This is a genomic window from Neobacillus sp. NRS-1170 (assembly GCF_050468025.1).
The window spans coordinates 97,738-122,889 of record NZ_JBITPF010000078.1 but is presented as its reverse complement, the minus strand read 5'-3'; the positions used below and the strand labels follow the sequence as shown (position 1 = coordinate 122,889).

General features: G+C 36.6%; 20 protein-coding genes. 15 read left to right on the top strand and 5 right to left on the bottom strand.

The window, feature by feature from the left end; translation table 11 throughout:
• Positions 1-121: 121 nt before the first annotated feature.
• The 3 genes from ACIFOT_RS28290 to ACIFOT_RS28280 all read right to left on the bottom strand — a co-directional run bounded on the left by ACIFOT_RS28290 (position 122) and on the right by ACIFOT_RS28280 (position 4,764).
• Positions 122-1,636 carry a CoA-acylating methylmalonate-semialdehyde dehydrogenase gene (locus tag ACIFOT_RS28290; protein ID WP_430071067.1) on the bottom strand — a complete coding sequence of 505 codons (1,515 nt, stop codon included), beginning with the start codon at positions 1,634-1,636 and terminating at the stop codon, positions 122-124.
• A 49-nt stretch (positions 1,637-1,685) separates the two neighbouring features.
• Positions 1,686-3,038: an aspartate aminotransferase family protein gene (locus ACIFOT_RS28285; RefSeq protein ID WP_430071064.1), complete on the bottom strand. Its 1,353-nt coding sequence runs from the start codon at positions 3,036-3,038 to the stop codon at positions 1,686-1,688.
• 142 nt (positions 3,039-3,180) lie between these two features.
• On the bottom strand, positions 3,181-4,764 hold the full coding sequence (locus tag ACIFOT_RS28280) for a PucR family transcriptional regulator (RefSeq protein WP_430071061.1): 1,584 nt from the start codon (positions 4,762-4,764) through the stop codon (positions 3,181-3,183).
• 160 nt (positions 4,765-4,924) lie between these two features.
• Between ACIFOT_RS28280 and ACIFOT_RS28275 the strand changes: the two genes are divergently transcribed.
• The 5 genes from ACIFOT_RS28275 to ACIFOT_RS28255 are packed head-to-tail and all read left to right on the top strand — an operon-like array spanning position 4,925 to position 9,636.
• Positions 4,925-6,553, top strand: a complete 1,629-nt coding sequence (locus tag ACIFOT_RS28275) for an amidohydrolase (protein WP_430071058.1) — start codon at positions 4,925-4,927, stop codon at positions 6,551-6,553.
• The gene (locus tag ACIFOT_RS28270) at positions 6,550-6,750 is read left to right on the top strand and encodes a DUF3311 domain-containing protein (protein WP_430071055.1); all 201 of its coding nucleotides are present in this window, start codon (positions 6,550-6,552) and stop codon (positions 6,748-6,750) included. Before ACIFOT_RS28275 ends, ACIFOT_RS28270 begins: the two co-directional genes overlap by 4 nt.
• Positions 6,750-8,234, top strand: a complete 1,485-nt coding sequence (locus tag ACIFOT_RS28265; protein WP_430071052.1) for a sodium:solute symporter family protein — start codon at positions 6,750-6,752, stop codon at positions 8,232-8,234. Before ACIFOT_RS28270 ends, ACIFOT_RS28265 begins: the two co-directional genes overlap by 1 nt.
• Positions 8,235-8,251: 17 nt before the next feature.
• Positions 8,252-9,475, top strand: coding sequence for a Zn-dependent hydrolase (locus ACIFOT_RS28260; RefSeq protein ID WP_430071049.1), 1,224 nt, complete (start codon positions 8,252-8,254; stop codon positions 9,473-9,475).
• 29 nt (positions 9,476-9,504) lie between these two features.
• On the top strand, positions 9,505-9,636 hold the full coding sequence (locus tag ACIFOT_RS28255) for a hypothetical protein (protein WP_430071047.1): 132 nt from the start codon (positions 9,505-9,507) through the stop codon (positions 9,634-9,636).
• A gap of 74 nt (positions 9,637-9,710) precedes the next feature.
• Here ACIFOT_RS28255 and ACIFOT_RS28250 read toward each other — a convergent pair whose 3' ends face one another.
• Positions 9,711-11,318, bottom strand: a complete 1,608-nt coding sequence (locus ACIFOT_RS28250; protein WP_430071044.1) for a DUF4352 domain-containing protein — start codon at positions 11,316-11,318, stop codon at positions 9,711-9,713.
• Complete coding sequence (locus ACIFOT_RS28245; RefSeq protein WP_430071041.1) at positions 11,315-12,184, bottom strand: ABC transporter permease subunit; 870 nt, start codon at positions 12,182-12,184, stop codon at positions 11,315-11,317. The genes ACIFOT_RS28250 and ACIFOT_RS28245 overlap by 4 nt, the downstream gene beginning before the upstream one ends.
• 215 nt (positions 12,185-12,399) lie before the next feature.
• Between ACIFOT_RS28245 and ACIFOT_RS28240 the strand changes: the two genes are divergently transcribed.
• From ACIFOT_RS28240 to ACIFOT_RS28195, 10 genes are all read left to right on the top strand, one after another.
• Positions 12,400-13,491, top strand: a complete 1,092-nt coding sequence (locus ACIFOT_RS28240; protein WP_430071156.1) for a GntR family transcriptional regulator — start codon at positions 12,400-12,402, stop codon at positions 13,489-13,491.
• Positions 13,492-13,696: 205 nt separating this feature from the next.
• On the top strand, positions 13,697-15,454 hold the full coding sequence (locus tag ACIFOT_RS28235; protein WP_430071038.1) for a glycoside hydrolase family 2 protein: 1,758 nt from the start codon (positions 13,697-13,699) through the stop codon (positions 15,452-15,454).
• 24 nt (positions 15,455-15,478) lie between these two features.
• Positions 15,479-16,456 carry a glycoside hydrolase family 2 protein gene (locus ACIFOT_RS28230; RefSeq protein ID WP_430071035.1) on the top strand — a complete coding sequence of 326 codons (978 nt, stop codon included), beginning with the start codon at positions 15,479-15,481 and terminating at the stop codon, positions 16,454-16,456.
• Between the two features lie 36 nt (positions 16,457-16,492).
• Entirely contained in the window at positions 16,493-17,005 is a 513-nt protein-coding gene (locus ACIFOT_RS28225) for a glycoside hydrolase family 2 TIM barrel-domain containing protein (RefSeq protein ID WP_430071032.1), read from the top strand.
• A 101-nt stretch (positions 17,006-17,106) separates the two neighbouring features.
• Entirely contained in the window at positions 17,107-17,274 is a 168-nt protein-coding gene (locus tag ACIFOT_RS28220; RefSeq protein ID WP_430071029.1) for a hypothetical protein, read from the top strand.
• Positions 17,275-17,389: 115 nt separating this feature from the next.
• On the top strand, positions 17,390-18,658 hold the full coding sequence (locus tag ACIFOT_RS28215) for an ABC transporter substrate-binding protein (protein WP_430071027.1): 1,269 nt from the start codon (positions 17,390-17,392) through the stop codon (positions 18,656-18,658).
• Positions 18,659-18,754: 96 nt separating this feature from the next.
• Entirely contained in the window at positions 18,755-19,687 is a 933-nt protein-coding gene (locus ACIFOT_RS28210) for a carbohydrate ABC transporter permease (protein WP_430071024.1), read from the top strand.
• 14 nt (positions 19,688-19,701) lie between these two features.
• Positions 19,702-20,538, top strand: coding sequence for a carbohydrate ABC transporter permease (locus ACIFOT_RS28205; RefSeq protein WP_430071022.1), 837 nt, complete (start codon positions 19,702-19,704; stop codon positions 20,536-20,538).
• A 44-nt stretch (positions 20,539-20,582) separates the two neighbouring features.
• A complete protein-coding gene (locus tag ACIFOT_RS28200; protein WP_430071019.1) occupies positions 20,583-20,993 on the top strand; it encodes a hypothetical protein in 411 nt (136 codons plus the stop codon).
• Between the two features lie 33 nt (positions 20,994-21,026).
• Positions 21,027-25,142 (top strand): carbohydrate-binding protein, encoded by a 4,116-nt coding sequence (locus ACIFOT_RS28195; protein WP_430071016.1) that lies wholly within the window; start codon positions 21,027-21,029, stop codon positions 25,140-25,142.
• Positions 25,143-25,152 lie beyond the last annotated feature (10 nt).

The window sequence follows — 25,152 nt, the reverse complement described above, 5'->3', positions numbered from 1 at the left end:
CCCATTTTCCCTTGAATAACAACCTGTTCCGGCGCTGACAAAAGTGCGTGTCATTACCCGCATTTTGTCGAATTCATCGACATTAATCGGGGGGTGACAGGCACCAAAACCACTGGCTGTATTATTTATTACTAGGGAATGCAAATGATAGATCACTATTATCACTTGCTGATAACCAGCGTTCTGAAACTGTTTTTGTCTTCGTATAGAACCGTGCTTGATCTGGGCCGAACATTTGCCCGTCGCCAAATCTTGAGCCCTTAAAACCAGCAAAGTTATGAAAGCCAACTGGAATTGGAATTGGTACATTTACGCCGACCATTCCTACATCAATTTCAGTAGTGAATTTTCGAGCTGCCAGTCCATTATTGGTATAGATCGTTACACCATTTGCTAATTCTTGCTGATTAATTAATTGGATTGCTTCCTCTAAACTATCAACACGTACAATATTACGAACAGGACCGAAAACTTCTTCTTCATAAATTTTCATACCTGGTTTCACATGGTCAAGCAACGTTGGGGCAAGGAAGAATCCTCCATCATTTTTGGTAATGTCTTTATTACGGCCATCACAAACGAGTGTTGCACCTTCTACTTCACTGTGATTGATTGCTTTTAGGATGCTTTCTTTTGCTTGCAAGGAAATAACTGGGCCGTAATCTGCACCTTCTGTAAAAGCACCAACTTTTAAGTTGTCAACCTTTTCTTTTAAAATTTCTACCAAACGATCAGCCGTTTCTTGTCCGACCGGCATTAATGTAGAAATGGCCATACACCGTTGTGAGGCAGCTCCATACCCTGCACTGATGAAAGCATTCGCTACTTGTTCTAAATCAGCATCAGGCATAACGACCATATTATTTTTTCCGCCGCCTAAGGCAACCACACGTTTGCCATATTTAGCGCTAGTTTCATAAATATAGTGTGCTACTGGTGTAGACCCAACGAATGAAATGGCCTGTACAGCTGGATTTTCAAGTAGTTCATTTACCGCCTCTTTATCACCATTGATAACTGTCCAAATACCATCTGGCAGTCCAGCTTCTTTCCATAATTCACAAATATATAAAGCGGTCATAGGTACACGCTCAGAAGCTTTTAAGATAACAGCATTTCCAACGGCTACTGCCATACTTGTTTGCGCTAATGGCACCATGATTGGAAAATTAAAAGGAGAGATGGCTGCCACTACACCAAGTGGATATTTAGCTGAATAGGCATTAATTTGTCCGCCTACATTTACTGAATACTCACCCTTCATGAAATGAGGCGCATTAATCGCTAAATCTACTGATTCTAATCCACGAGTAATTTCACCCTGTGCATCTTCTTCTGTTTTACCACTTTCGATGCAGATTAATTCAATTACTTTATCTTTATTTTTCTTAAGCAGGTTTCGGAAATTCAGGACAACTTCTGCACGCTTCGCAACGGAGAGATCACGCCATGCCGGAAAGGCGGCTTCTGCTTTTTTTATCGCATCTTTCACTTCATTGGAGGATGCTAATGGTACTTTCGCAATGATTTCTCCTGTTGCCGGATTGAACACTTCTGAAAAACGGCCGCTTTCCCCATTGATCATTTTTCCATCAATAAAATGTGTAAGTTCTTTGATATCAGTAATGTTTGTCATCTACCTGTTCTCCTTTCGATTTAAAAAGCTACTCTTTGGATTCGTTTGGTTATAATGATTCAATTGCTTTTACCAAGGTTGCTAAAATAAAATCTTTTTCCTCTAACGTAATATTTAATGGTGGAGATAATGTTAATACGTTGTTATATCCTGCTACGGTGACACCATTTTTTCCAATAATTAATCCTTGTTCTTTGCACTTTGCAATCACTTGATTGACCTTTTCTACAGGTAAAGGATTTTTTGTATTGCGGTCTTCGACTAGCTCGATTCCAACAAGCAATCCTTTTCCGCGAATATCACCAACATGAGGATGTTGTGAAATTCTAGCATTTAATTCTTCTATTAAAATCGCACCCATTTCAGTAGATTGTTCAAATAAATTTTCTCGTTCCATAATTTCAAGATTTTTTAATGCCACTGCACATGCTGCTGGAGAGCCTCCAAATGTATTGATGTGGCGGAAAAAGTCATAATTGCCGTTTTTAGTAAACTCCTCATAAATTTCTCTCTTTACTGCAGTTGCTGAAAGTGGCATATAAGCGCTGGTAAGTCCCTTTGCCATGGTAATAATGTCTGGCTGAACCCCATAATGCTGATGCCCGAAAGCTTTTCCTGTACGTCCGAAGCCGCAAATGACTTCATCTACAATTAATAAGGCACCATGCTTCTCGCAAACTTCTTTTACACCCTTTAAGTAATCATCCGGAGGCATAATGACCCCGCCGCCTGTAATAATCGGCTCCAATATCATCGCCGCAATGGTTTCTGAATGTTCCCATGTCATGATTTCGTCTACTGCTTTAACGGAAGGTAAATCGCTTGGATTCTTAAATCCATCCTCATTGGAGCGATATTGATCCGGCGCTTTCACATGAATAAATCCAGGTGCTAATGGTTCGTATTTATATTTCCGTTCTGCTTGCCCTGTTGCAGCAAGTGCTCCCATGGAGTTCCCGTGATAGGCACGATAACGAGATACGATTTTATAACGGTTGCCTTGCCCTTTTTGCTGGTAATACTGCCTGACAATTTTAAATGCTGTTTCATTTGCCTCAGAGCCGCTATTGGAGAAAAATACTACATAATCTCCACCTAATAATTCGCTGATTTTTTCAGCAAGTAAAATCGCTGTAGGATGCCCATTTGTTAATGGTGTATAGTTATTCTCTAAAAGTTGGTCATATGCCGCTTTTGCTATTTCTTCTCTTCCATAACCAACATTTACACACCATAATCCCGACATGGCATCTAAATAACGATTGCCCTCAATATCTGTCAGCCAAGCACCTTCCGCTTTTTGAATGATGGAAGTAGCTTGCGGGTTATACGGCTTCATTGAATGCCAAAGATATTTCTCATCTTTCGTGACTAAATTTTCACCTGTTTGAACATTACCCATTTGAGTCACTCCTTTACAATTTGTTTCGTCTGTCTTTATTGTGAAGGGTTACGGACCTATTATCATCAGACATAATGTAAAACGTTTTCGAAAGACGTTTCACATATTGACAACTTTTTGTACGAAAAAAAATCCCTCTTTCTTAAGAGAGATTTTCTACATCTGCAGACTGGAAATTAAATTGAGTAGCGAGCAGCATTAATTCAACAACAAGCCGCTTAGGCGGAAGCATATAATCACTGCCTATTAAGCTTTCAATTTTAGACAAACGATGATATAACGTTTGACGAACAATAAATAGATTTTCAGCCGTCTCATTTTTCTGACAATTACATTGTAGATAAACCTGTAATGTTACAATCAGATTCCCATTATTTTTAGCATCGTATTCATAGAGGGGCTCTAAATATCTTTTGGCTAAATCCATAATGGCTTTATTTTTTTGCAGCTGAAGAACTAATTGATGTAAGTACAGATCTTCATAAAAATAAGAAAGATGAGCAGCATTACTTCGGATTAACAGGGTATCCTGTGCCGTTTCGTAACTTTGATGGACTAATTTATATTGTTTTACAATCTGCCCGACAGCGGTAGTGACAGATAGATCTATATATTTATGATTCTTTCTAAAGTTCTTGATTTTCTCTATGCATTCGATAATACGGTGTTTTAGATCATATCCATAGATATCCGCAATAATATAAATTAGCCGTTGTTTTTCTTCTAATAGAAATAAAACGAATCCTTTTTTTTCAAAAACATTCCGGGTGTATAATTTGTAATAATTTAAGTCATTTTCTTTTTTTGATTTCTTTATCTGATCGATTAATACAAAGTAAGAGCAATTTAATAAATGGTGAAAACTCTGTTCCTTTAAAAAGGAGGCGATTACAGAATCTTCAACCGTTCCACCTAACCAAGCCTCTAATAACATTCGGGAGTGCATATTTTGTTTCTCTTCTATATATAAACTGCGTAACAAATATTGGGATAGGGCAATAACCGTTCGATCCAATACTAACAATTCAAACTCATTAATCGTACGATCCTCTGTGAAAATACATACTTCCCCATAACGTTCTTCTAATATATTTACTTCACATTTGGCAAAATGCCTTGAACTCCCCTTTGTTTCATAATTGTCTCTTAAGTTTTTATATATCTGGTGTTTTTCATTTGGTATAAAAAATGGCTGCTGACCGTTTATGATAAAGGCAACGTTCATGTTTAAAAATCTATTAAGTCTCAATAAAATATGTTCATAATGAGTGATTTTCAATGTTAATTTGTTGATTTCTTGAGAATAATTCTCCAACCGTTTGATCATTTCATACTGTTGATTAATTAATACACTATGTATTTCTTGTGTTATTTCAATAAAGGGAACAATCTCACTAAACACAAGAATGGGGAAAAGATGTAAATTGGCTAACTCGATTACATGATGAGGTACAGATTGAATATGTTCACCAAATTCAATACATAATCCGGCTGCTTCTTTTGCGATCAGTTGTTCTACAAAATTGAATAGAGTCTTTTCCTCTATGAGTTGAATTCCAGTTGTTAAAATTAATTCGTTGCCCTTTATTAAACTAGTGATCTCTTTCGATTCTAGTATATGAACCCACTTGATTGTATTCGAAACCCCGCCTTGACCTGCTATAATCTCCACGTTTTGAAAATGTTTTTTATCAAATAAATCTTGAACCGTTAGCGAATAAGACATTTTGAACCTCCCCTCCAAAAGAGCGCTTACAAAGAATAATATAACATAATGTAAAACGGTTAAGAAAACTTCTTTACATTATGTTCATACCGAGCGGTTAAAAAGCTATGTTATATTTATTTTTGTTATAATCTAAAAATTTAGATAAAGGAGTGGACCAATGAATCAGACAGCTCTATTAAACGGTGAAGTCATTTCAGTGAATGGTAGAAACGAAGTCTTTGAAGCATGTTTGATAGAAGACAAAAAAATTGCAGCAGTAGGAACAACAGAAGAAATTAAAAAGCTCATTACCTCCTCAACAAAAGTCATTGATTTGCATGGAAGATCTGTTTTGCCGGGTCTGATTGATGCTCATATGCATCTTTTTTTATACGGCAATACATTAATGCACCTCAACTGTAAAGAACCCTCGATTAACTCGGTACAGGAGCTATTAGAAAAATTAGCATCTATTGTTCAAAAGGCGAAAAATGGACAAATTATACGCGTATTTGGATTCAATGAGCTAATGGTAGAAGAGCAACGTTATCCCACCATTCAAGAACTAGATCAATTAACAGAAGAACACCCGATCGTCATTACCCGAACCTGCGGGCATATCGGCATTGTTAATTCAGCTGCCTTAAAGTTAGCCGATATTGATGCAGCAACTCCTGATCCTCAAGGCGGAACCATAGAGAAAGACATCAACGGCAAATTTACAGGTCGCCTCATCGAGAATGCCTTTTTACAATTTAATCAATATGTGACTTATAGTGATGAAGAATTGTTTGATGCACTGACAAAAGCGCAAGAACAATTATTTGCTTATGGAATTACAAGTGTCCACGATGCAGGAGGATTTGACGAAAACACCTTTAGAATCATGCAAAAAGCTTCAAATAAAAAGCACATAAAAGTCAGGATTTATGCCATGATTGCCAGTCTAAACGATTGCGAAAACTTTACGAAAAACATGATAAAGGCTGGTGTCATGACTCATACGGGCAATGACTTTTTCAAAATTGGACCTGCCAAACTATTTACTGATGGCAGCAGTACAGGACCGACCATCGCTACGCGTGAGCCTTACACAAGTGATGGGGACAATTACGGTTACTTGATGTATACAGATGATGAACTTTATTCAATCCTCTCCGAAGCCCATCAAAATGACTATCAAATTACCGTACATGCCCAAGGAGATAAGGCGATTGAACAATATTTGGGTGTGATTGAACGTTTATTACATGAACAACCGCGCGAGGATCATCGTCATCGTGTAGAGCATTTAGGAATTTGTCCGCCAGACCTGCAAGAAAAAGCTAGGGGGCTAAATGTTATTCCGATACTCAATCCATCCTTCCCATATGAATTCGGTGAAAGTTATATCCGTAATTATGGTGAACGAACTGATTATATGTATGCAGCGAAGGACTTAATGGACCAAGGCATCATCACCGCCGCCGGATCAGATGCACCGATAACAACAATTAACCCACTTGTGGGCATTTACACAGCCGTTGCTCGATTAACCCGACAAGGTACAGCTTTTGGACAGCAACAAAAGGTGTCTCTGATGGATGCCATTCGAATGTATACGTATAACGCGGCCTTTGCAAGCTTTGATGAAAAGAGTAAAGGCAGCATTGAAGCAGGTAAATTGGCAGATTTAGTGATATTAAATACTTCTCTATTAAACAGTCCTATCGAAAAGATAACCGAAATTAAAGTGGATGCAACGATGCTAGATGGTGAAATGGTTTATGAAAAAAACAAGAATAGGAATGGAGTGGGAATTAAGTGAGAAAGTATGCACAACTATTACTGATTATTCCTTTTATTGGAATGTGTGTTCTTCTGCCAGTAGCTGATCGCATTGAACCGTATATTTTAGGAGTGCCATTCTTACTGTTTTGGATTGTATTATGGATGATTCTATCATCGGTTGTTCTGTTCATCGTGTATAAATTAGATCCTGCAAATAAAGGAAGTGAAGTGTAATGAACAGTGCTTTAATCATTATCTTTCTTGTAGCTATGGTCGCTTTATACTTAGGAATTCGAGCAACCCGTGGAAAAGAGATGAACGTCAATGAATTCGCGGTTGGGAATAAAGGATTTGGCACACTATTCGTATTCTTGCTCATTGCTGGTGAAGTTTACACCACCTTTACCTTTTTAGGAGGCAGCGGATGGGCCTATTCAAAAGGTGCAGCAGCTTACTATGTTCCAGCCTATATTTGCTTGGCCTATGTGCTTTCCTATTGGATGGTCCCTAAAATTTGGCGTTTTGCGAACAAGCATGGGGTCATTTCACAGCCCCAATACTTTATGAAAACTTATAAAAGTAAAGCTCTTGGTTTGGTTGTCGCCTTCATCGGTTTAATTGCGCTCATCCCATATATCGTCATCCAATTAAAAGGATTAGGAATTATCGTATCAGAAGCTTCTTATGGAACCATTTCACCATTAATGGCTTCGACGATCGGTGCAGCGATTGTGACGATCTATGTTACTGTCTCTGGGATCCATGGATCTGCTTGGAATGCCGTATTAAAAGATATCATGATTTTATTTGTGATTGTGTTCTTAGGTATCTATATTCCTTATCACTATTTTGGCGGAATCAGGCCTTTATTCGAAGCCCTTCAAACAACTAAACCGGAAGTCTTAACCTTTGCATCTGAAGGCTTAAGTAAGTCATGGTTTATTTCTACTATCGTACTAAATGCATTTGGTTTTTACCTATTACCACAGTCGTTTAGTGTAGTATTATCCGCTAAAAGTGAACGTGCATTAAAGAAAAATGCAATCACGCTGCCGTTGTATACGATTTTAATTTTATTTGCCTTCTTTATTGGATTTTCAGCGATTATTCAAGTACCTGGCTTAGAAGGTGCTGACGGTGACCTGTCACTGTTACGTCTCACGATGCAAACATTTGATCCTTGGTTTGTAGGAATTGTTGGAGGGGCCGGCGTACTTACTGCGTTAGTACCGGTATCCGTTATGGTCATGTCCGGAGCAGTCGGGTTAATGACAGGTTTTTATAAGTTAATTAAGCCAAATTCATCCGATCGCCAGCAGCTGACCGTGTCTAAATTATTTGTTTTATTCATTATTTTAACAGCTTATATTTTCAGTATTTTCGGTGGAGAAGCTTTGGCTATTCTAAACATCATGTCATATGGTTTAATTACCCAATTAGTGCCTGCGCTGATTTTCGGATTCTTTAATACAAAGTTCATGAATGCGTACGGGGCGATTGCCGGTATTATAACTGGTGTTTCCATCGTATTATTTAATTCTGTCACTGCATTTAAATTAGCAAATATTTTCCCAAATATTCCAAGTGTCATTAATGATATCAACATTGGATTTGTAGCCATTGCGGTTAATATTTTCATTGGAGTAGGTGTAAGTTTACTAACTAACACACTTGTAGCAAGAGAAAGTTCCAAGGTAGTAGAAGAATTGGCAAAGTAATTAAAGGAGGGCTCCTTGTGATAAAGTGTAATGCGAATCGACTTGAAAAATTAATTGATTTATTTAGTTTGTTTGGCCAAACAGATAACAACGGAGTAACGAGGCTTTCATTATCTGCGGAAGATATCGCAGCACGTAAGAAATTCCAAACAATATGCGAAGAAATAGGGATGATCGTAACCTACGATGATATGGGGACCATGTATGCAACATTACCAGGAAAGAAAAACTTGCCTCCTATTGTCATAGGTTCTCATTTGGACTCTGTTACCAAAGGCGGGCGTTTCGATGGTGTGCTCGGTGTCCTAACTGCTATAGAGACTGTCTATACGATAAGAGATGAAAATATCGAGTTAGACTACCCAATTACGATTGTCAATTTTACAAATGAAGAAGGAGCCCGGTTTGAGCCATCTCTTATGTCTTCCGGTGTGTTATCCGGAAAGTTTGATAAGACAAAAATGCTCGCTTCAACAGATAAAAATGGCATTTCATTTGCTCAAGCATTAAATGAAAGCGGTTTCGAAGGACCTGAGAAAAATCGTTTAAAAGAAGCGAGCGCTTATATCGAACTGCATATTGAACAAGGACCTGTACTTGAAAGGAGAAACATAGATATCGGCGTTGTAGTAGGTGTGCTAGGAATGGTATGCTACGAAATCACTGTCTATGGAGAATCCAATCATGCAGGTACCACACCGATTAGCATGCGTAAAGATCCAATGTTCACTGCTGCTAATATGATTGCAGATATGCAAAAACAATTACAAAGACTAGATTCGGATCTTGTTTACACCATCGGAAGGATCAATGCCTATCCAAATATCCATACCGTTATTCCTTCAGAGGTAACCTTTACTTTAGAGGCAAGACATCAGGATCCTGGGGTCATTGCCGAAGTAAGTCGAATCGTGGAGCAATTACCCAAAAATACAAATGGATGCTCAATCAAATCAACACTTCTATGGGATCGAGATACAGTTGACTTTAATGAAGAAGTAATCGATGCTTTGGAATCCACTTGCAAAGAGTTAGGCTATAAAGAAAATCGAATGTATAGCGGCGCTGGCCATGATGCTCAATTCATCGCTTCCTATATACCAACTGCAATGATTTTTGTACCAAGTATAAATGGCTACAGTCATCGTGAGGATGAATTAACTTCATATGAAGACTGCGCTAAAGGTACTAACGTTTTACTTAATGCTGTATTAAAATTATGCCGTGAAAAAGTCAGATAAAGGTAATGGAAGAGTACTTATTAGGGTAGTTGACAGTAGAAAAAAATGCTTCTTCCTTAAACAGTCCATTAAAGGTCATTATCAAAACAAAGCCCAAAGCTTTAGTCCTTGGAGTGGCGCTCATCGGACCGGGTGATTATGTATTAATTTATAAGGCATAGTCCGAGGGGATGGTTCTGCTAGTTTTTTTGGTGTAAAAATGGCCTTCATCATGTGATGAAGGCCATTTAAACGTTTAGAGATTAACCACATATTCATCCACAGCATGAAAAGGATAATAGCGGAGTTTTAACTTTACATCTTTTGGCATTTCAAAGGCAAGTGTCCCGGTAATGCTTTCCCCTGCCGCTAAATCTCCTGATGGAAGCGTGGTATCAATATCAATCATGATGAATGGCTGTGGATAAGACTTTCCTTTATTATCGAGCACATCGAAAAAAGCAGGATCGTAACGCATCGGTTCTTTTCCTGTATTTTTTAGTTGAACCGTTACAATAATAAACTCACTTCCCTCTCTTGGTTTCTCTCTTGCATTCCCCTCCGATTTTTCCACCTTTGTCACAGTCAGCGTGGAGCCAGATATTTCAATCTCCTCCCCCACGGCATGAGGTCTTTGCTCCAGTGGATCAGAAGCTGTCTGAGCATTAGGCACATTAATAGAAACCGGTTGAGATGGATTCTTCTCATTGTTTTCAGCAGCTGACTCCGTATTTGAGGTCTTTTTTCCGGGGTTATAAACAACCATTACCACCAATAGGATCACTGCTAATGCCACTAAGAGAGCTTTCCTGCCAATAAACTTTTTCCGAGGCCTTACTTTTTCTGCATGAGCAGCTCCTTTTAATAACTCATCACTTTCAACAAAAACAAACTGTTCCTTCGCAGGTTGGCTTGAAAAAGATGACGTGGACTCTGCTTTTTTCTTTTTCCTTTTTATGAACAAAGCACCATTCAAATTTTCTTCTAGTTCTTTTTTCATCATATTCACTATTAAGATAACAAATAGAAAACCAAAAATGGGGCCAAAAATGATCCAGGGTGCTTGAATAAAGTCATAAAGATTTTGTCCAATTAAACCAGCCCACTCATTAGAAAGAGATGCAGGTTTTGGCGGGTCATCATACCCAATAATTCCCCCAACCGTTTGGCCGCCAAGGAAATATCCGAATAACCCAAGATGCATCGTCAACTGCAAAGTACTTAATAGCTGCTGGATGGTAAATAGGATTCCATAGGATTTGAAATAGGGCATCAAATGTTTTTTTATAATATGAAACTTATTTGCCCCCATTAAGTACGAGCTCCTTATAAAGGAAGTTTTAGTCAATTCATCTGTCAGTTCGGATGCAAAAATCGTTACCGACGGAAAACCCAAAAACACAAGCATCAAAATCTGATAAGCAATAACAGAAGAAACCGGTTTTTCAAACATACCGTGCACCGGCAGCATGACCACGATTCCTAATAATACAGTGGGTATGTATCGAAAAATGATGAAGAAATCTTTAAAGTATTTTTTTAATAATGGAGCATAAAGAGATAGAAATACCCCCATTAATCCTCCGAGCAAAACCCTTAAGAAGGCAACCACCAATGCGGTGATCAGGGTATATTTCGCACCATACAATAATAAAAGAAGCATATTCGCTCCGTTTCGGTCCGTTCCTATGATATGTTCCAAAGAAGGTGGAAACGGTGCCCTGCCAATCACATTAGACTTTTCATCCATAATTATAGTCTGCTTATTAAAGTCCTCCGGTCCGTAAAGGGGATAGAAATAACTAGCCAGAAAGAGAAGGACAAGGATGGCGGCGCCAATGGTTGTTTTTCTATATGTCCTCATAAACTAGCACTCTCCTTCCCTTTATAAAACCTCGACACCAGGTAGCCAGTTGCTTCTATCAACAGCAGAGGTACGGTAAACAACAGCAGGCAAATAACAAGCATTAAGATTTCTCCGGTCCCAATGGATATCACAAAATTTTTCGTAAAGCCGGGAATGTTAAGCATAAACTCTAAGAGATAAATAGTAGATAGAATGATCCAAATACTAGTTCTTAGCTGAATGATATAAAGCGGAAAAATGTTGCGAAGCATATGAACCATTAATACTCTAAACTGGCTGAGCCCCTTGGCTTTTCCGTATAGAACATAATCCCGTAACTCTTCCTCTTCCAAAACCTTAATAAAAAATTGGATTAGAAACAGGGTTGGGAGAAATGAAACGGTAATGATCGGTATTACATATGGCTTATGACCAAAGTTACCGTACAACTGTAAAAACTTAAGACCAGTCGTTTTATAAAGTGTAATAACGAAAAACTGAAAAAGAAAAAGGATAAGCAGGTCCGGTACGGCTTCAAAAAAATTGATCACTTTCTTAAAGAGGTTTCCTAGTTTTTTAGGAGCCATTTGTACCAAAATCGCCACGGCCATCCCAACGAAGACGACCACCAATAGAGAACTGAAGACAATCGTCATCGAATAAAGATAGCTTTCAGCCAGATTCAATTGTTCATATAAACGAATGAAACTGTGGCTGCCTAATTGGGTTATCTTTTGAAAATTGGCTTCGACATACTTCCAAAAGGGTTGAAAGTTAATGGTGAGTGTATCTCCTATTCCGACTAAAGATGGTAAAGCAAACACAAAAAGGATTCCTGATACCATAAGAAAAATTCTTATAGGAATTTCTAATAATTTATACATGTTGTCACCTCGGTTCAAAAATGTTAATGTTCCTAACCTAATTAGACGTAATATCCCCCTTTTTTTATTCAGTTTTTTCCAAAAAAGTTTGAAAAAGGAGATAATATAATGCAGATTAATGTTAATTTAGGTAGACAAATAAATTGTAGAATAATATATTAGGTATTAGTATAGTTAATATAAGTTAGTATATAAAGAACGAAGGGTGAGTTAAGATTAAAAATGAACCGCTTTATCAACAAATAAAGAATAAAATTAAGGAACAAATACAATCCGGAAAGCTGCGAATGGGTGATCGTGTTCCTTCCGAAAAAGAGTTAATGGAGGAATATCATGTAAGTCAGATTACGACAAAGAATGCACTTGCTGGTCTTGCAGAGGAAGGAATAGTAGAAAGAATAAAAGGGAAAGGAACGTTTGTTAGTGAGAGTGCTTTTACATCTTCGATGAATCAACAGAATAAATCCAAAGGGTTTATAGGACTTATTTTACCGACGATGAAAACCAAAATTGATCAAGAGTTCGTTAATTATATTGAAAAATATGTTGCAAAAAATGGACATCAATTAATCGTAAAAATAACAAGAGAGTCCCAATTTGAGGAAGCAATTGCCATCGAAATGTATAAAAAAATGGAAGTTAAAGGTATGATCATTTTTCCTACCGAAAAAGAGAATTATAACGAAGCAGTGCTGCGACTTTCCTTGGATAAGTTTCCATTTGTGTTGATTGATCGATATTTGGAGAATATCTTAACATATAGTGTGGCTTCAGAAAATGAAAATGGAACTCTAGAAGCTATTTCATATTTATTAGATAAAGGACATAAAAATATTGGGTTAATTTCTCCAATTATTACAAATACGGTTACCGAAGAGAGGGCAAAAGGATTTGAGGATGCTTTATTAAAGCGGAAAACCACCATTAATAAAAATCTTTGGCTAACATTAGAATTCAATGATATTTCTAAAAATAAAACGCCCAAGTTAATTAAAGATTTTCTATTGACCAAACCAGAAATGACCGCAGTGTTTACAATGAATGCTGAACTGGCTTCCTATACCCATTTAGCCATTACTTCTCTTAAGAATGAAACAGGCAGAGATATCGAATTAATTACATTTGATCCACCAGGAATTTCCGGAATTTCGTTTATAGAGCAGAATATTGAAGAATGCAGCAAAAAAACAGTAGAGCTCTTATTAGAACAAATTGATGGCACCTATAATCCAAGAAGAATTTTTGTGCCAGTTAAACTTAATCAGTGTGAGCATTTTGAAAGCTTATTATTAGTTGATAAAATCTAACTTTGACAAAACTTCTTGTCAAAGTTAGGTTTTATTTTTTGTCTAATCCCAATTTTTCTGAATTATTAAGTGGTAATAAAAGTATAATTTATACTAAATTTAGTATATTAATGTTAAATCAGTTAATATAATATATAGTTGTAAGCACTTTCAGAAAAGTGAAAAACTTTGTGCCAGTACAGGTTCCATTAAAGGAGATTGTTGAATGATGGAAAAAAATATCCCAAGAAAAGAATATCCTCGTCCTCAATTTGAAAGACAAGAGTGGATGAATTTAAATGGGGAATGGAATTTTAAATTTGATCGAGAGAATCAAGGTGAAAAGGAAAAATGGTATTTAGAGCAACACTTTGATAAAAAAATTATTGTCCCCTTTACGTATGAAACAAAGGCTAGCGGCATTGGAGAGGAAATATTTTGTCCAAATGTCTGGTATCAGAAAAGTGTTGCTGTTCCTAGTGAATATGAAAAAAAGAACATTATTCTCCATTTTCAGGCTGCTGATTATATAACAAAGGTATGGGTAAACGGTACATTTGTTGGTAAAAAAAGGGGAGGGCAAATCGCTTTTTCATTCAATATAACTGATTATTTAGATGAAAAGCTGGAATTAAACATCGTCGTAAAAATTGAAGATAGTCAAAGTTGTTTTCAACCAAGAGGTAAACAAAGGTGGCTGGAAAATAGCTATGAATGCTGGTATGTTCAAACAACTGGAATATGGCAAACAGTGTGGCTTGAATTTTTAAATGAAGCGCATCTTGAAACTGTCAAAATAACGCCTGATATTGATAAGGAATCAGTTGAGTTTGAGTATGAAATTTCAGATGACACTTATCAGTCCTTAGAATTAAGGACGTCAATATCCTTTAATGGTATGCAAGTAAAATCATTTGAGCAAACCGTAATTCGACGAGTACAGACAATTATTACGAATATTGCAAGTGAATTTCATCATTGGAGAGTTCTTCATTGGAGCCCTCAATCTCCAAATCTATATGATATTGAATTTACATTATATAAAAATGGAATAGAAGTAGATAAAGTAAAGTCATATTTTGGTATGAGGAAAATTTCTATTGAAAACGGCAATGTATTGCTTAATAACATTCCAATCTATCAAAAACTCATTTTAGATCAAGGCTATTGGGGAGAATCACATTTAACTCCTCCTTCTGATGAGGCGATTGTTGAGGATATAGATCGAACACTAGAGATGGGGTTCAACGGTGTAAGAAAGCATATGAAAGTGGAAGATCAACGTTATTTATACTGGGCGGATAAAAAAGGATTACTAGTTTGGTCTGAAATGGCTGCAACATATGAATTTTCAGATGAGGCTATTCAAAATTTCACAGAAGAATGGATAGAAGTTGTAAAACAGCATTATAATCATCCAAGCATCATAACGTGGACGCCTTTTAATGAATCTTGGGGCATTAAAAATGTTTATACGGACCGTAAACAACAAACGTTTACAGAAGGAATCTATTATCTTACTAAAGCTATGGATAGTATGCGGCCTGTTATTGTCAATGATGGTTGGGAGCATACTATTTCAGACATTATTACTTTACATGATTATGAGGAATACGGTGATAGATTTTTAAAGCGTTATAACAATAAGGAAAAAATAGTTAATAATGAAATTGCTTTTAATCATTCTAAGCATGCTATGGCAAAAGGTTATACATACAAGGGTCAGCCAATCATTCTAAGTGAGTATGGAGGCATCGCGTTTGATTCAGAAAAAGGCTGGGGATATGGTAACCAAGTAACGAGTGAAGATGACTTTTTACGTCGTTATGAATCTATTACTCAAGGAATTAAAAATACACCCTATATAAGCGGGTTTTGCTATACACAAATTACAGATGTGCAACAAGAGATTAATGGATTATTGAATGAAGATAGAGTACCAAAAGTAGATCTAAAGAAAATCAAAACTATTAATGATAATTAATTCCATAATTTAAAGGAGAAGTTTATGGTATTGCGACAAGAATATCCCCGACCACAATTCGTAAGAAGTAATTGGGTTAATTTAAATGGTGACTGGGAATTCGAATTTGATGATCAGAATATCGGATTCGATGAGAAATGGTTTGAAAAACATAAGGAATATACACGAAAAATAAATGTACCTTTTGCCTTTCAATCAAAGCTTAGCGGGATAAATGACTCTTCGTTTCATGATTGGGTCTGGTATCGGAGAGAATTTGTGATCCCTGATACAATGGCTGGCAAACAAATAATGTTGCACTTTGGAGCAGTAGACTATCGGGCAACGGTTTTTATTAATGGAAAACTGGCTGGAACGCACGAAGGTGGACACACCCCATTCTCCTTTGACATAACGAGTTACTTAATAAGTGGAATGCAGACAGTGGTTGTGAGAGTCGAAGATCCATCTATAGAGGAAACGATCCCCAGAGGGAAGCAATATTGGCTTGATAAGCCAGGTGGAATCTGGTATACGGGAATCACTGGAATTTGGCAAACGGTTTGGTTGGAGGCAGTAAATAAAACTCATATAAAGAAGGTAAAGTTTACTCCAGATATTGATAATGGAGACATTATTATAGATGTTGAATTTTCAGGTGAATATGTTGAAAAAAGCCTCGAAATTGATATTTCCTTTAAAGGAGAAAAAGTAGTTAAAGACACAGTATTAATAACGGATGGATATTTAAAGCGATCTATTAATCTATATAATAGGAAAATATTCAGAACCGGTTTTCATCATGCTGGATGGAATTGGACACCAGAAACTCCTAACCTTTTTGATGTGACGATACGTATGAGAGAACAGGATCATATTCTGGATGAAATCACCTCTTATTTTGGAATGAGAAAAATTCATACTGAAAATGGGATGGTCTATTTAAATAATAAACCATACTATCAAAAACTAGTGCTCGATCAAGGGTACTGGCCAGAAGGTTTACTAACAGCTCCAACTTAACAGGATTTAAAGAAGGATATCGAACTTTCAAAAGAAATGGGATTTAACGGATGCAGGAAACATCAAAAGGTAGAGGATCCATTATTTTTATATTGGGCAGATAAATTAGGCTTCCTGGTTTGGGGAGAATGTGCCGCAGCTCCATCTTTCAGTGAAGACGCCGTTGCCCGTCTCACAAATGAATGGATTGAAATCATAAACAGAGACTACAACCATCCGTGTATTGTAACATGGGTTCCGTTGAACGAGAGCTGGGGTGTTCCGCTCATATGTAATAATGAACAACAAAAGCACCACTCGGCAGCGATGTATCATTTCATTCATTCACTTGATACAACAAGGCTAGTCATTTCAAATGATGGCTGGGAATTAACAAAAACCGATATTTGTGCAATCCATAACTATAATCATGGACAAAAATATGAATATGAAAAATACGATGAGTTTCGAAATGCACTACTCAATAAAGAAAATTTACTTAACTCAGACCAGCGGGTAGAAGAATCTATACAGAAGGATTTAACCATGGTGGCGAACCCATTCTATTAACAGAGTTTGGCGGAATTGGGTTTAAACTTAATAGAGAAATTGGCTGGGGTTACACGACTGTTACGAATGAGGAAGATTACCTGGCTGACTATGAGCGTGTCATGAAGGCAGTGTATGAATCGCATTCATTACATGGATATTGTTATACACAATTAACAGATGTTGAACAGGAGATTAATGGTCTATTGATGTACGATCGTACTCCAAAGTGTGATTTAAAAAAGATTCGAATGATTAATGATATGTGGCATGCTGGGATTGTTAAATAGGATTTTTATTCCCAGTTTTAATAAATCCCAATTCTATTAAAATGCAGAAAAGGGAGGGAGACAGGATTTTTGGTTGGCAGGTAAAATATTAATTAACGAATCAGGGGGAAACAATATGAGAAAAAAAGTAGTTTCTATGTTTTCTATCATTTTAGTGTTATTAGTTGCTTTATCAGGATGTAGTTCAAGTTCTTCAAGCTCTTCAAGTACTAGTACAGCTAAAAATGAGATTGTATATTGGAATCCATTTACAGGTCCTGATGGTGAAAACATGAAACAAATTGTAAATGATTACAACAAGACCAATCCAAAATTTAAGGTGAAAAATGTATCAATTGAAGCAGATGATATGTATAAAAAGATTCCAACTGTAGTGAACTCAGGAAAAGGGATTCCTGATCTGACGATTGTACATGCTGAGAGGATTAAACAATTTGTTGATAATGATCTTTTAACACCTTATGATGATAAATTAGCTGATTACCCTGGAATTAAAGCAGAAAACTATGTACCAGCAGGATGGAACATTGGTGACATTAATGGCAGCAGATATAGTGTTCCGCTAGACGTACACAGTTTTGTTATGTACTACAATAAAGATTTATTAGAAAAATATGCACCGAATGCCCTAGATGATAATGTTATTACTTTTGATGAAATAAGAGCAGCTGGAGAAAAATCCAAAAATGACAAGATTACAGGTATTGGTATAACTTGGACTCGACCAATTTTCTTATCTATTTACAATCAACTTGGCGGGGATATTACAAGTGATGGTGAAAAACCAACACTTGATACTCCAGAAGCGAAGGAAGCACTGCAATTATTAAAAGGTCTCATCGATGATAAAATTGCGAACAAGGATGGGGAAGACCCTGGCCAGTTATTTAAATCCGGTAAAGCTATCTTTTATCCTGAAGGTATTTGGATGCAAAACAGTTTAAAAGAATCAAAAAAATTAAATTGGGGCTTAACAAATTTCCCACAAATTTCGCCTGATAAAATCGTGAATTGGACATCATCTCACCAATTTGTAATGTTTACCGATAAAAATCGATCAGAAGAAAAAGAGAAGGGTATCATGGATTTCCTTGAATACGTTCGCGAAAATTCTCTTCCATGGGCACAAGCCGGGCAAAATCCTGCAGCATTAGCAACGTTGGCAAATCCAGAATATAAAAAATTGCCACAAGCCTTCTTAATCGAAGATCCGGAATTACAGAAAACTCTCAAAATCTTTGATTATAAGTATAATGGCTTTGTTGCTGAAGAAGTTGATAAATTAGTAGGGGATGCTATTTTTGGAAAATTAAATATTGATAAAGGGTTAAAAGCTGCTCAAAAAGCTGTTGAGGATAAGATCGCAACAAATAATAAGAAATAACCCTATTGACGATTAATGTAAATTATTGAGAAATCCTTATATGGCCTTAAGGATTTCTCTCTCTATTCGATAACTAAAGAATAGGAGTTAAAATATATGATAAATGTTGAAGAGACAAAGGAATTACATATGTCATCAGTTCTTGAAAAGAAGCATAGAAAAAAACGATTGAATCTATCTCCCTATCTTTACATTGGTCCACATCTCATTTTATTTGCCATTTTCTTTTTACTCCCCACTTTTTATGGTATTTATATATCCTTTACCAACTGGGATTTAATTGGTGATCCAGAATTTGTAGGTCTTGCTAATTATACCGAAATATTAGTAAACAAAGATTCTACATTTTATGAACAGCTGCGTGTTGGTTTAGGAAATACTTTTAAATTTGTGCTTTTTACAGTTCCAGCCTGTATCATTATTCCATTACTTTTAGCTGCAAGTCTTAATACGAAACCCAAGGGATTAAAGTTTTTTCAGGCATTATTCTACATGCCTACATTGTTCTCAGTTTCGGCAGTAATGATTATCTTTTATATGCTATTTAGTGTTTCTTTTGGACCGATTAATCATTACCTGAATGTTGATACGAACTGGGTAGCTACACAACCATATGCATGGATTACGTTAGTTATTGTAACCGTGTGGTGGACGATTGGTGCCAATATGATCATATATCAGGCAGCACTTAACGGTATTCCAAAAGATTTATATGAAGCTGCCTCGATAGATGGGGCAAATAGCGTTCAAAAGTTTTTTAGAATTACTCTCCCTAGCATAAGAGCTCAAATATTATATACCCTTGTGATTACGACCATTTCTCAATTTAACGTATATGGACAACCACTCATGCTCACAAATGGCGGACCAACGAGCTCAACTTCCGTGTTATTAATGTACATTCAACAAAACGCATTTGGTTCGGGAATTTCTATTGCAGGTATTGGATCAGCAATGGCTGTGGTCCTTGGCTTATGTATTATGGTCGTTTCAGCCATACAATTTATCTTTTTAAGACAACGTGATTAGGAGGTGCTTTTTCTTTGGAGAAAAAAGCAGTTTCAAAATTTGTTTCTATTATATTTTTAACCTTAATGGCCGTAATTTGGGTAATTCCTCTATTGTATACATTCTTTTCATCATTTAAAAGTGAAGCTGACATTCAATCAAATGCTTTCACGATCCTTCCGATTCATTGGGTTATAGGTAATTATCAAGATGTTCTTTTTCAAAACACAAGTGCTCCAGTAGCCAAATGGTTTATGAACTCGTTAATTATTTCGGTATCGCAAACAGTATTGGTTTTAGTAATTGTTTCATTGGCCGGATATGGATATTCAAGAATGAAGTTCAAGGGAAGAGATGCTATCTTTGTGTTCTTAATGGCAACGATGATGTTTCCAGCAGTAGTAAATCTTATTCCACTCTATAAAATTATGGATACTTTAGGATGGGTAAATAACTATTTGGCAGCGATTGTCCCCGGCTCGGCAGCAGTTTTTAATATTTTTCTAGTTAAACAATTTATGCAAGGTATTCCTATTGATTTTGATGAATCTGCAAGAGTCGATGGAGCTTCCGACTTTCAAATTTTTATGAAGTTGATTTTACCGTTAATGAGACCAGTTCTGACTGTTGTTGCACTCTTTACTTTTACAGCCTCATGGAATGACTTCTTATGGCCATCCATTGTATTTAATGATATTGAAAAAATGCCAATAACTCCAGGTTTACAATTGCTGCAGGGAATGTACGCACTTGATATTGCTCACGCCTTAACTGGCGCATTGATTGCTATTGTTCCAACATTTATTCTTTATTTATTTACACAAAAGTATTTTATGGAATCACTTTCTTTATCATCAGGAGTTAAAGGATAACAGGATTTATGCAACTAATCCTTTTCTCTAAAGGAGGTTTAATAATGAATAGAAAACTTGAGAGAAAAATCATTTTGGCAGGATCTTTATGGCAAATAGTATCAGGTCTCCTTACAATATTTGTTTATGCGTCCTTTTTAAAAAAAGAAGGATTAAATACTTCGTATAATACTGTTGCAAAACTTGAGGCAGCCCAATCTATTTTCGGCAGTTTATATATGTTTTCGGTTTCCTTTGGTTTGTTATTTGTTATTTTAGGAATTGTAAACTTTGTTTTAGCGAAATCAATGAAAGATGATCAACCAGAAATCAAAAAACCTATATGGTTTATCGTATTAGGGATACTTTCCTATTTGGTTATGGATATATTAGGAGCTTTTTTATTTTTATCGGCTGGAATTCTAGCAATTGCTAAAAATAAAACCATATCAAAGCTAGCAAACTACCAGGTTTAATAATAGGAGGGGAATTTTCTGAAAAGGATCTTTATGATGGGAATTGTAGCTATCTTTATTTTGTCCGGCCCTATAACGTCACTTGCCTATAGTAATCCATATAAATTATCAAATTCTTGGAAATGGGATACAGGTGTGTTCTATGGAGAAGGAGATCCCTTTATTTTAAAGTATAACGGTACCTATTATCTATATGTAAGTACCGTAGATGATAAGAGTGGAGTAAAAGCTTGGAAGTCCAATGATTTGGTGAATTGGGAGTATTCCGGCTTAGTTACAGAAGAACCAACAACGAAAGCTGCCTATGCACCGGAGGTTGTTTATTGGAATGGTGAGTTTTACATGTATACCTCGCCTGGTGGAAATGGACATTATGTGTACAAAAGCTCAAGCCCGTTAGGCCCTTTTGTGAAGCAGACAAATAATCTGGGTATGGGTATTGATGGTCACGTGTTTATTGATGATGACGGTAAATGGTATTTTTACAGTACTGGGGATCAAAGAATTGATGCACGTCCCATGTCAAATCCATACACTTTTGGTAAAGCTTCAGACACTGGAGCAAAAATGAATGGCTGGACTGAAGGACCTACCATTATAAAAAGAAATAGTAAATATTATATGACCTACACGGGAAATCACGTATGGAATAAGGCGTATCGTGTCGATTATGCAATGAGTGAAAGTCCAGTTTCTGGTTTCACTCATCCCTTTGATCAAAATCCAATTTTGCTAAATTCTGAAGGGGAGAATGTAGGACTAGGACATAATTCAGTCATTAGAGGACCTGACCTGGACTCTGATTATATCGTGTATCACAGTCATGCCAATCCTGGCAGATACTTGAATATAGATCGAATCGCATGGAATGGAGATAAAATGCTCGTTCTTGGTCCAACTACAACAGAACAGCCTAACCCAGACATGCCTGATTTCAGTGAGCGATTCACGCAGTCTTCATTCGAAGAAAAATGGGGAAATATAGGCGGCGGCAGTTGGAGTATAGCATCAGATATGAAGGGATGGCTTCAACAATCCACTGTTAATAATACTAACCTATTTAAACAATTAACAAACGAATCTACAACTTCGGATTACACGGCAGAGTTTAATATGAAATCGATTGAAAAGGGACAGAGTAGTGATCCATACTTTGGTTCTGTTTTTTCCTACAAGGATGAAAACAATTATGGATTAGCCGTATTAAATCCTAATAAAAATCAACTCGTCACAACCTTTTTCGTAAACGGGGTTGAGGTAAAGAAAAATGTAACAGACCTGCCAAAAGACTATGATTATTCCAAGCTTCACCAAATCAGAGTGGAAAAATCATCTTCAACATTTAAGGTTTTTGTTGATGGAATGCAAAAACAAACATCTGAGGTATCTCAGTTAAATGGAGGAAAGATCGGTTACGCAACATCTGATATGCATGCCGCATTTGGTTATACTGCTTTTAGCAATAAAGTGAACGGAAGTAATGTGTTTGATGCCTATAAGCCTTTACCAGGAAAGATTGAGGCGGTTCATTTTAATTCAGGTGAGGAAGGCGCAGCCTATCATGATACAACCACTGAAGATGCAAATGGCAAGTATCGAAAGGAATCTGTTGATATAATATCAAATTCCGAAGGCGGCTATAAGGTAAGTTTGAATGATGCTGGGGAATGGTTGAATTACAATATTAATGTTGAAGCAAATGGTACTTACAATGTCGATCTAAGAGTATCAAAGTCAAGCGGCAATGCACAAGTGAAACTAATGCTAGATGGCTCGACTGATTTGACTGGTGTATTAAATATCCCAAAGACTGATGAATCGAAAACATTTTCAATCGAAGGATTAGATTTACCAAAAGGCATGCACACACTAAAACTTGTCGTTGTAAATGGAACATTTGACTTGTCTATGATGAATTTTCAAGAACATAAGCAGGTAAATGAAATCTCCTCAAATTTTAATGATGGAAAAAGTGATGATTGGGACGAACTAGAAGGGTTTTGGACTGTTAAAACAAATAAACCGAGTTCTTTTGATGCTTATAAACCAATACCAGGTTCCGTAGCAGCAGCCTATTATATAACTGGTGGAGAAGGGGTTGCTTACCACGATACCTCTTCTGAAAATATTGGCGGTGCATTAAGAGGAGATTCTGTTGATATTCGAAATAATCCAAAAGGCGGCACTGCGGTTGGATGGAATCAAACAGGAGAATGGTTTAAATACAATGTATCTATTAAAGAAACTGGACTCTATAATGTCCAAATAAATGCTGCGACCACATTTAATGCCGCTAAGGTTCGATTATGGTTAGATGATGAAATAGACTTAACCGGTGTCCTAGATGTTCCGAACACAAGGGATTGGAACAATTGGCAGCCTGTAATCAAAAGAGGTATTAATTTACCAGAGGGTGAGCATACGATTAAAGTTGAAATCGTAGAAGGTGAATTCGATTTTACTAGTCTTGATTTTTCTTCGTTTGATATTCATAAGCCAGTGCCGGGAATCATTGAAGCTGAAGATTACAATCTCGGCGGAGAAGGTGTAGGCTATCATGAAAACACCGTAGGAAATAGTGGCGAACAGTATCGTGATGATTCTGTGGATATAAGAGCTACTCTAGAAGGTGATTACGCCGTAACTTCAAATCAAGCAGGAGAATGGCTGTCGTATGATGTAAACGTTGAAGAAGAAGGCATATATGGTCTAGATCTGCTTACTTCGGCAATTAAGGATGGAGCGAAGGTAAAGCTCTTATTAGATGAAAAAATTGATTTAACCGGAGAAATTAGTATCCCAAATACAGGTGATTGGAATAACTGGAGAAATGTTTCATTAAAGAACATTTCTTTACCAGCCGGAAAACACACTTTAAGGTTAGTCACGCTGCAGGGTGAATTTGATATATCCAGACTCGCGCTTCATACATTTGATAACTATAAGAAGCTGCCAGGAAACATAATGGCTGCTGATTATATAACCGGCGGAGAAGGAGTTGCCTTTCACGACAATTCGCCTGAGAATATTGGCGGTAAATATAGGAGAGATTCTGTAGATATTCGAAACAATCCTGAAGGTGGATTTAATGTTGGCTGGAATCAAGCAGGAGAATGGTTAAAATATAATGTCGACATTGAGAAAGAAGATAACTACCAAGTAGCTATCAAAGTTGCAACAGAACTTGAGGGAAGTCAAATTAGACTTTTGCTGGATGATACTGTTGATTTAACAGGTATCATGGATGTCCCAAAAACAGGAGGCTGGGATAACTGGGAGAATGTGATTAAAGAAAAAGTATCCTTACCAGCTGGAAAGCACACGATAAAGGTCGAGATGGTGAAAGGTGAATTTGACTTAAGAGGTATTAATTTTACTTTAGATGATGGAAAAGAACCGCCAGCAATTGAAGGAGAGTACAGTACAGCACCAGGAACCTTTGCAAAGTCTGTAATCGGGGATCGAAGATGGAGAGATTATACAGTAGAAGCTGATATTAATATTGGAGCTGGAACAGGTGACGGAGGGATTATTTTTAGAGTGAATAATCCAGCCAATGGTATCGAGCTAGGTCAAAATAATCCAAACTTTATGCAAGGATATATTGCCTATATTAATAAAGATGGTGTTCACTTAGGGAAGTTTAATTATAATTGGACTTACTTAAGAGGTGCGAAAATAAGTGAGCCATTAAACACATCGCAACATATGAAAGTGGAAGCAAAAGGTACAAATATTAAAATATATGTTGGTGATATGAATACTCCTAAAATAGAATATACAGACAATAGCAGCACGCCGTTTACTCAAGGAAAAGTGGGGCTAAGATCATACTATAATTCCACGAAATTTGATAACTTTAAAGTAAAACCTATAGAGATAACCCATGATTCCATGAACAACAATCTTGATAGGATGTTAGAATCGGGCGATGTTGTTCACAGCTTGTATATGACACTAAGAAATAAGCTGGCTCAGTCCAAGCATCATTTGGAAACGGCCAAATTGGAACAATCTATTAAGCATCTTAATGATTTTCGGGAAATTCTTGAAAAAGACAATGATGTAACAGAGGATGTAAGAAATTTACTTGAGTATGATGCTGTAAGGCTGATAATGGACATGAAAGCTAAAAGTAAAGGGATTTAATAAGTGCCTG

Excerpts from the sequence above, each read along its gene's own strand:
- ACIFOT_RS28290 (WP_430071067.1), bottom strand. The coding sequence starts at position 1,636 with ATGACAAACATTACTGATATCAAAGAACTTACACATTTTATTGATGGA.
- ACIFOT_RS28285 (WP_430071064.1), bottom strand. The coding sequence starts at position 3,038 with ATGGGTAATGTTCAAACAGGTGAAAATTTAGTCACGAAAGATGAGAAA.
- ACIFOT_RS28280 (WP_430071061.1), bottom strand. The coding sequence starts at position 4,764 with ATGTCTTATTCGCTAACGGTTCAAGATTTATTTGATAAAAAACATTTT.
- ACIFOT_RS28275 (WP_430071058.1), top strand. The coding sequence starts at position 4,925 with ATGAATCAGACAGCTCTATTAAACGGTGAAGTCATTTCAGTGAATGGT.
- ACIFOT_RS28265 (WP_430071052.1), top strand. The coding sequence starts at position 6,750 with ATGAACAGTGCTTTAATCATTATCTTTCTTGTAGCTATGGTCGCTTTA.
- ACIFOT_RS28250 (WP_430071044.1), bottom strand. The coding sequence starts at position 11,318 with ATGAGGACATATAGAAAAACAACCATTGGCGCCGCCATCCTTGTCCTT.
- ACIFOT_RS28245 (WP_430071041.1), bottom strand. The coding sequence starts at position 12,184 with ATGTATAAATTATTAGAAATTCCTATAAGAATTTTTCTTATGGTATCA.
- ACIFOT_RS28235 (WP_430071038.1), top strand. The coding sequence starts at position 13,697 with ATGATGGAAAAAAATATCCCAAGAAAAGAATATCCTCGTCCTCAATTT.
- ACIFOT_RS28230 (WP_430071035.1), top strand. The coding sequence starts at position 15,479 with ATGGTATTGCGACAAGAATATCCCCGACCACAATTCGTAAGAAGTAAT.
- ACIFOT_RS28225 (WP_430071032.1), top strand. The coding sequence starts at position 16,493 with ATGGGATTTAACGGATGCAGGAAACATCAAAAGGTAGAGGATCCATTA.
- ACIFOT_RS28220 (WP_430071029.1), top strand. The coding sequence starts at position 17,107 with ATGAAGGCAGTGTATGAATCGCATTCATTACATGGATATTGTTATACA.
- ACIFOT_RS28215 (WP_430071027.1), top strand. The coding sequence starts at position 17,390 with ATGAGAAAAAAAGTAGTTTCTATGTTTTCTATCATTTTAGTGTTATTA.
- ACIFOT_RS28210 (WP_430071024.1), top strand. The coding sequence starts at position 18,755 with ATGATAAATGTTGAAGAGACAAAGGAATTACATATGTCATCAGTTCTT.
- ACIFOT_RS28200 (WP_430071019.1), top strand. The coding sequence starts at position 20,583 with ATGAATAGAAAACTTGAGAGAAAAATCATTTTGGCAGGATCTTTATGG.
- ACIFOT_RS28195 (WP_430071016.1), top strand. The coding sequence starts at position 21,027 with ATGATGGGAATTGTAGCTATCTTTATTTTGTCCGGCCCTATAACGTCA.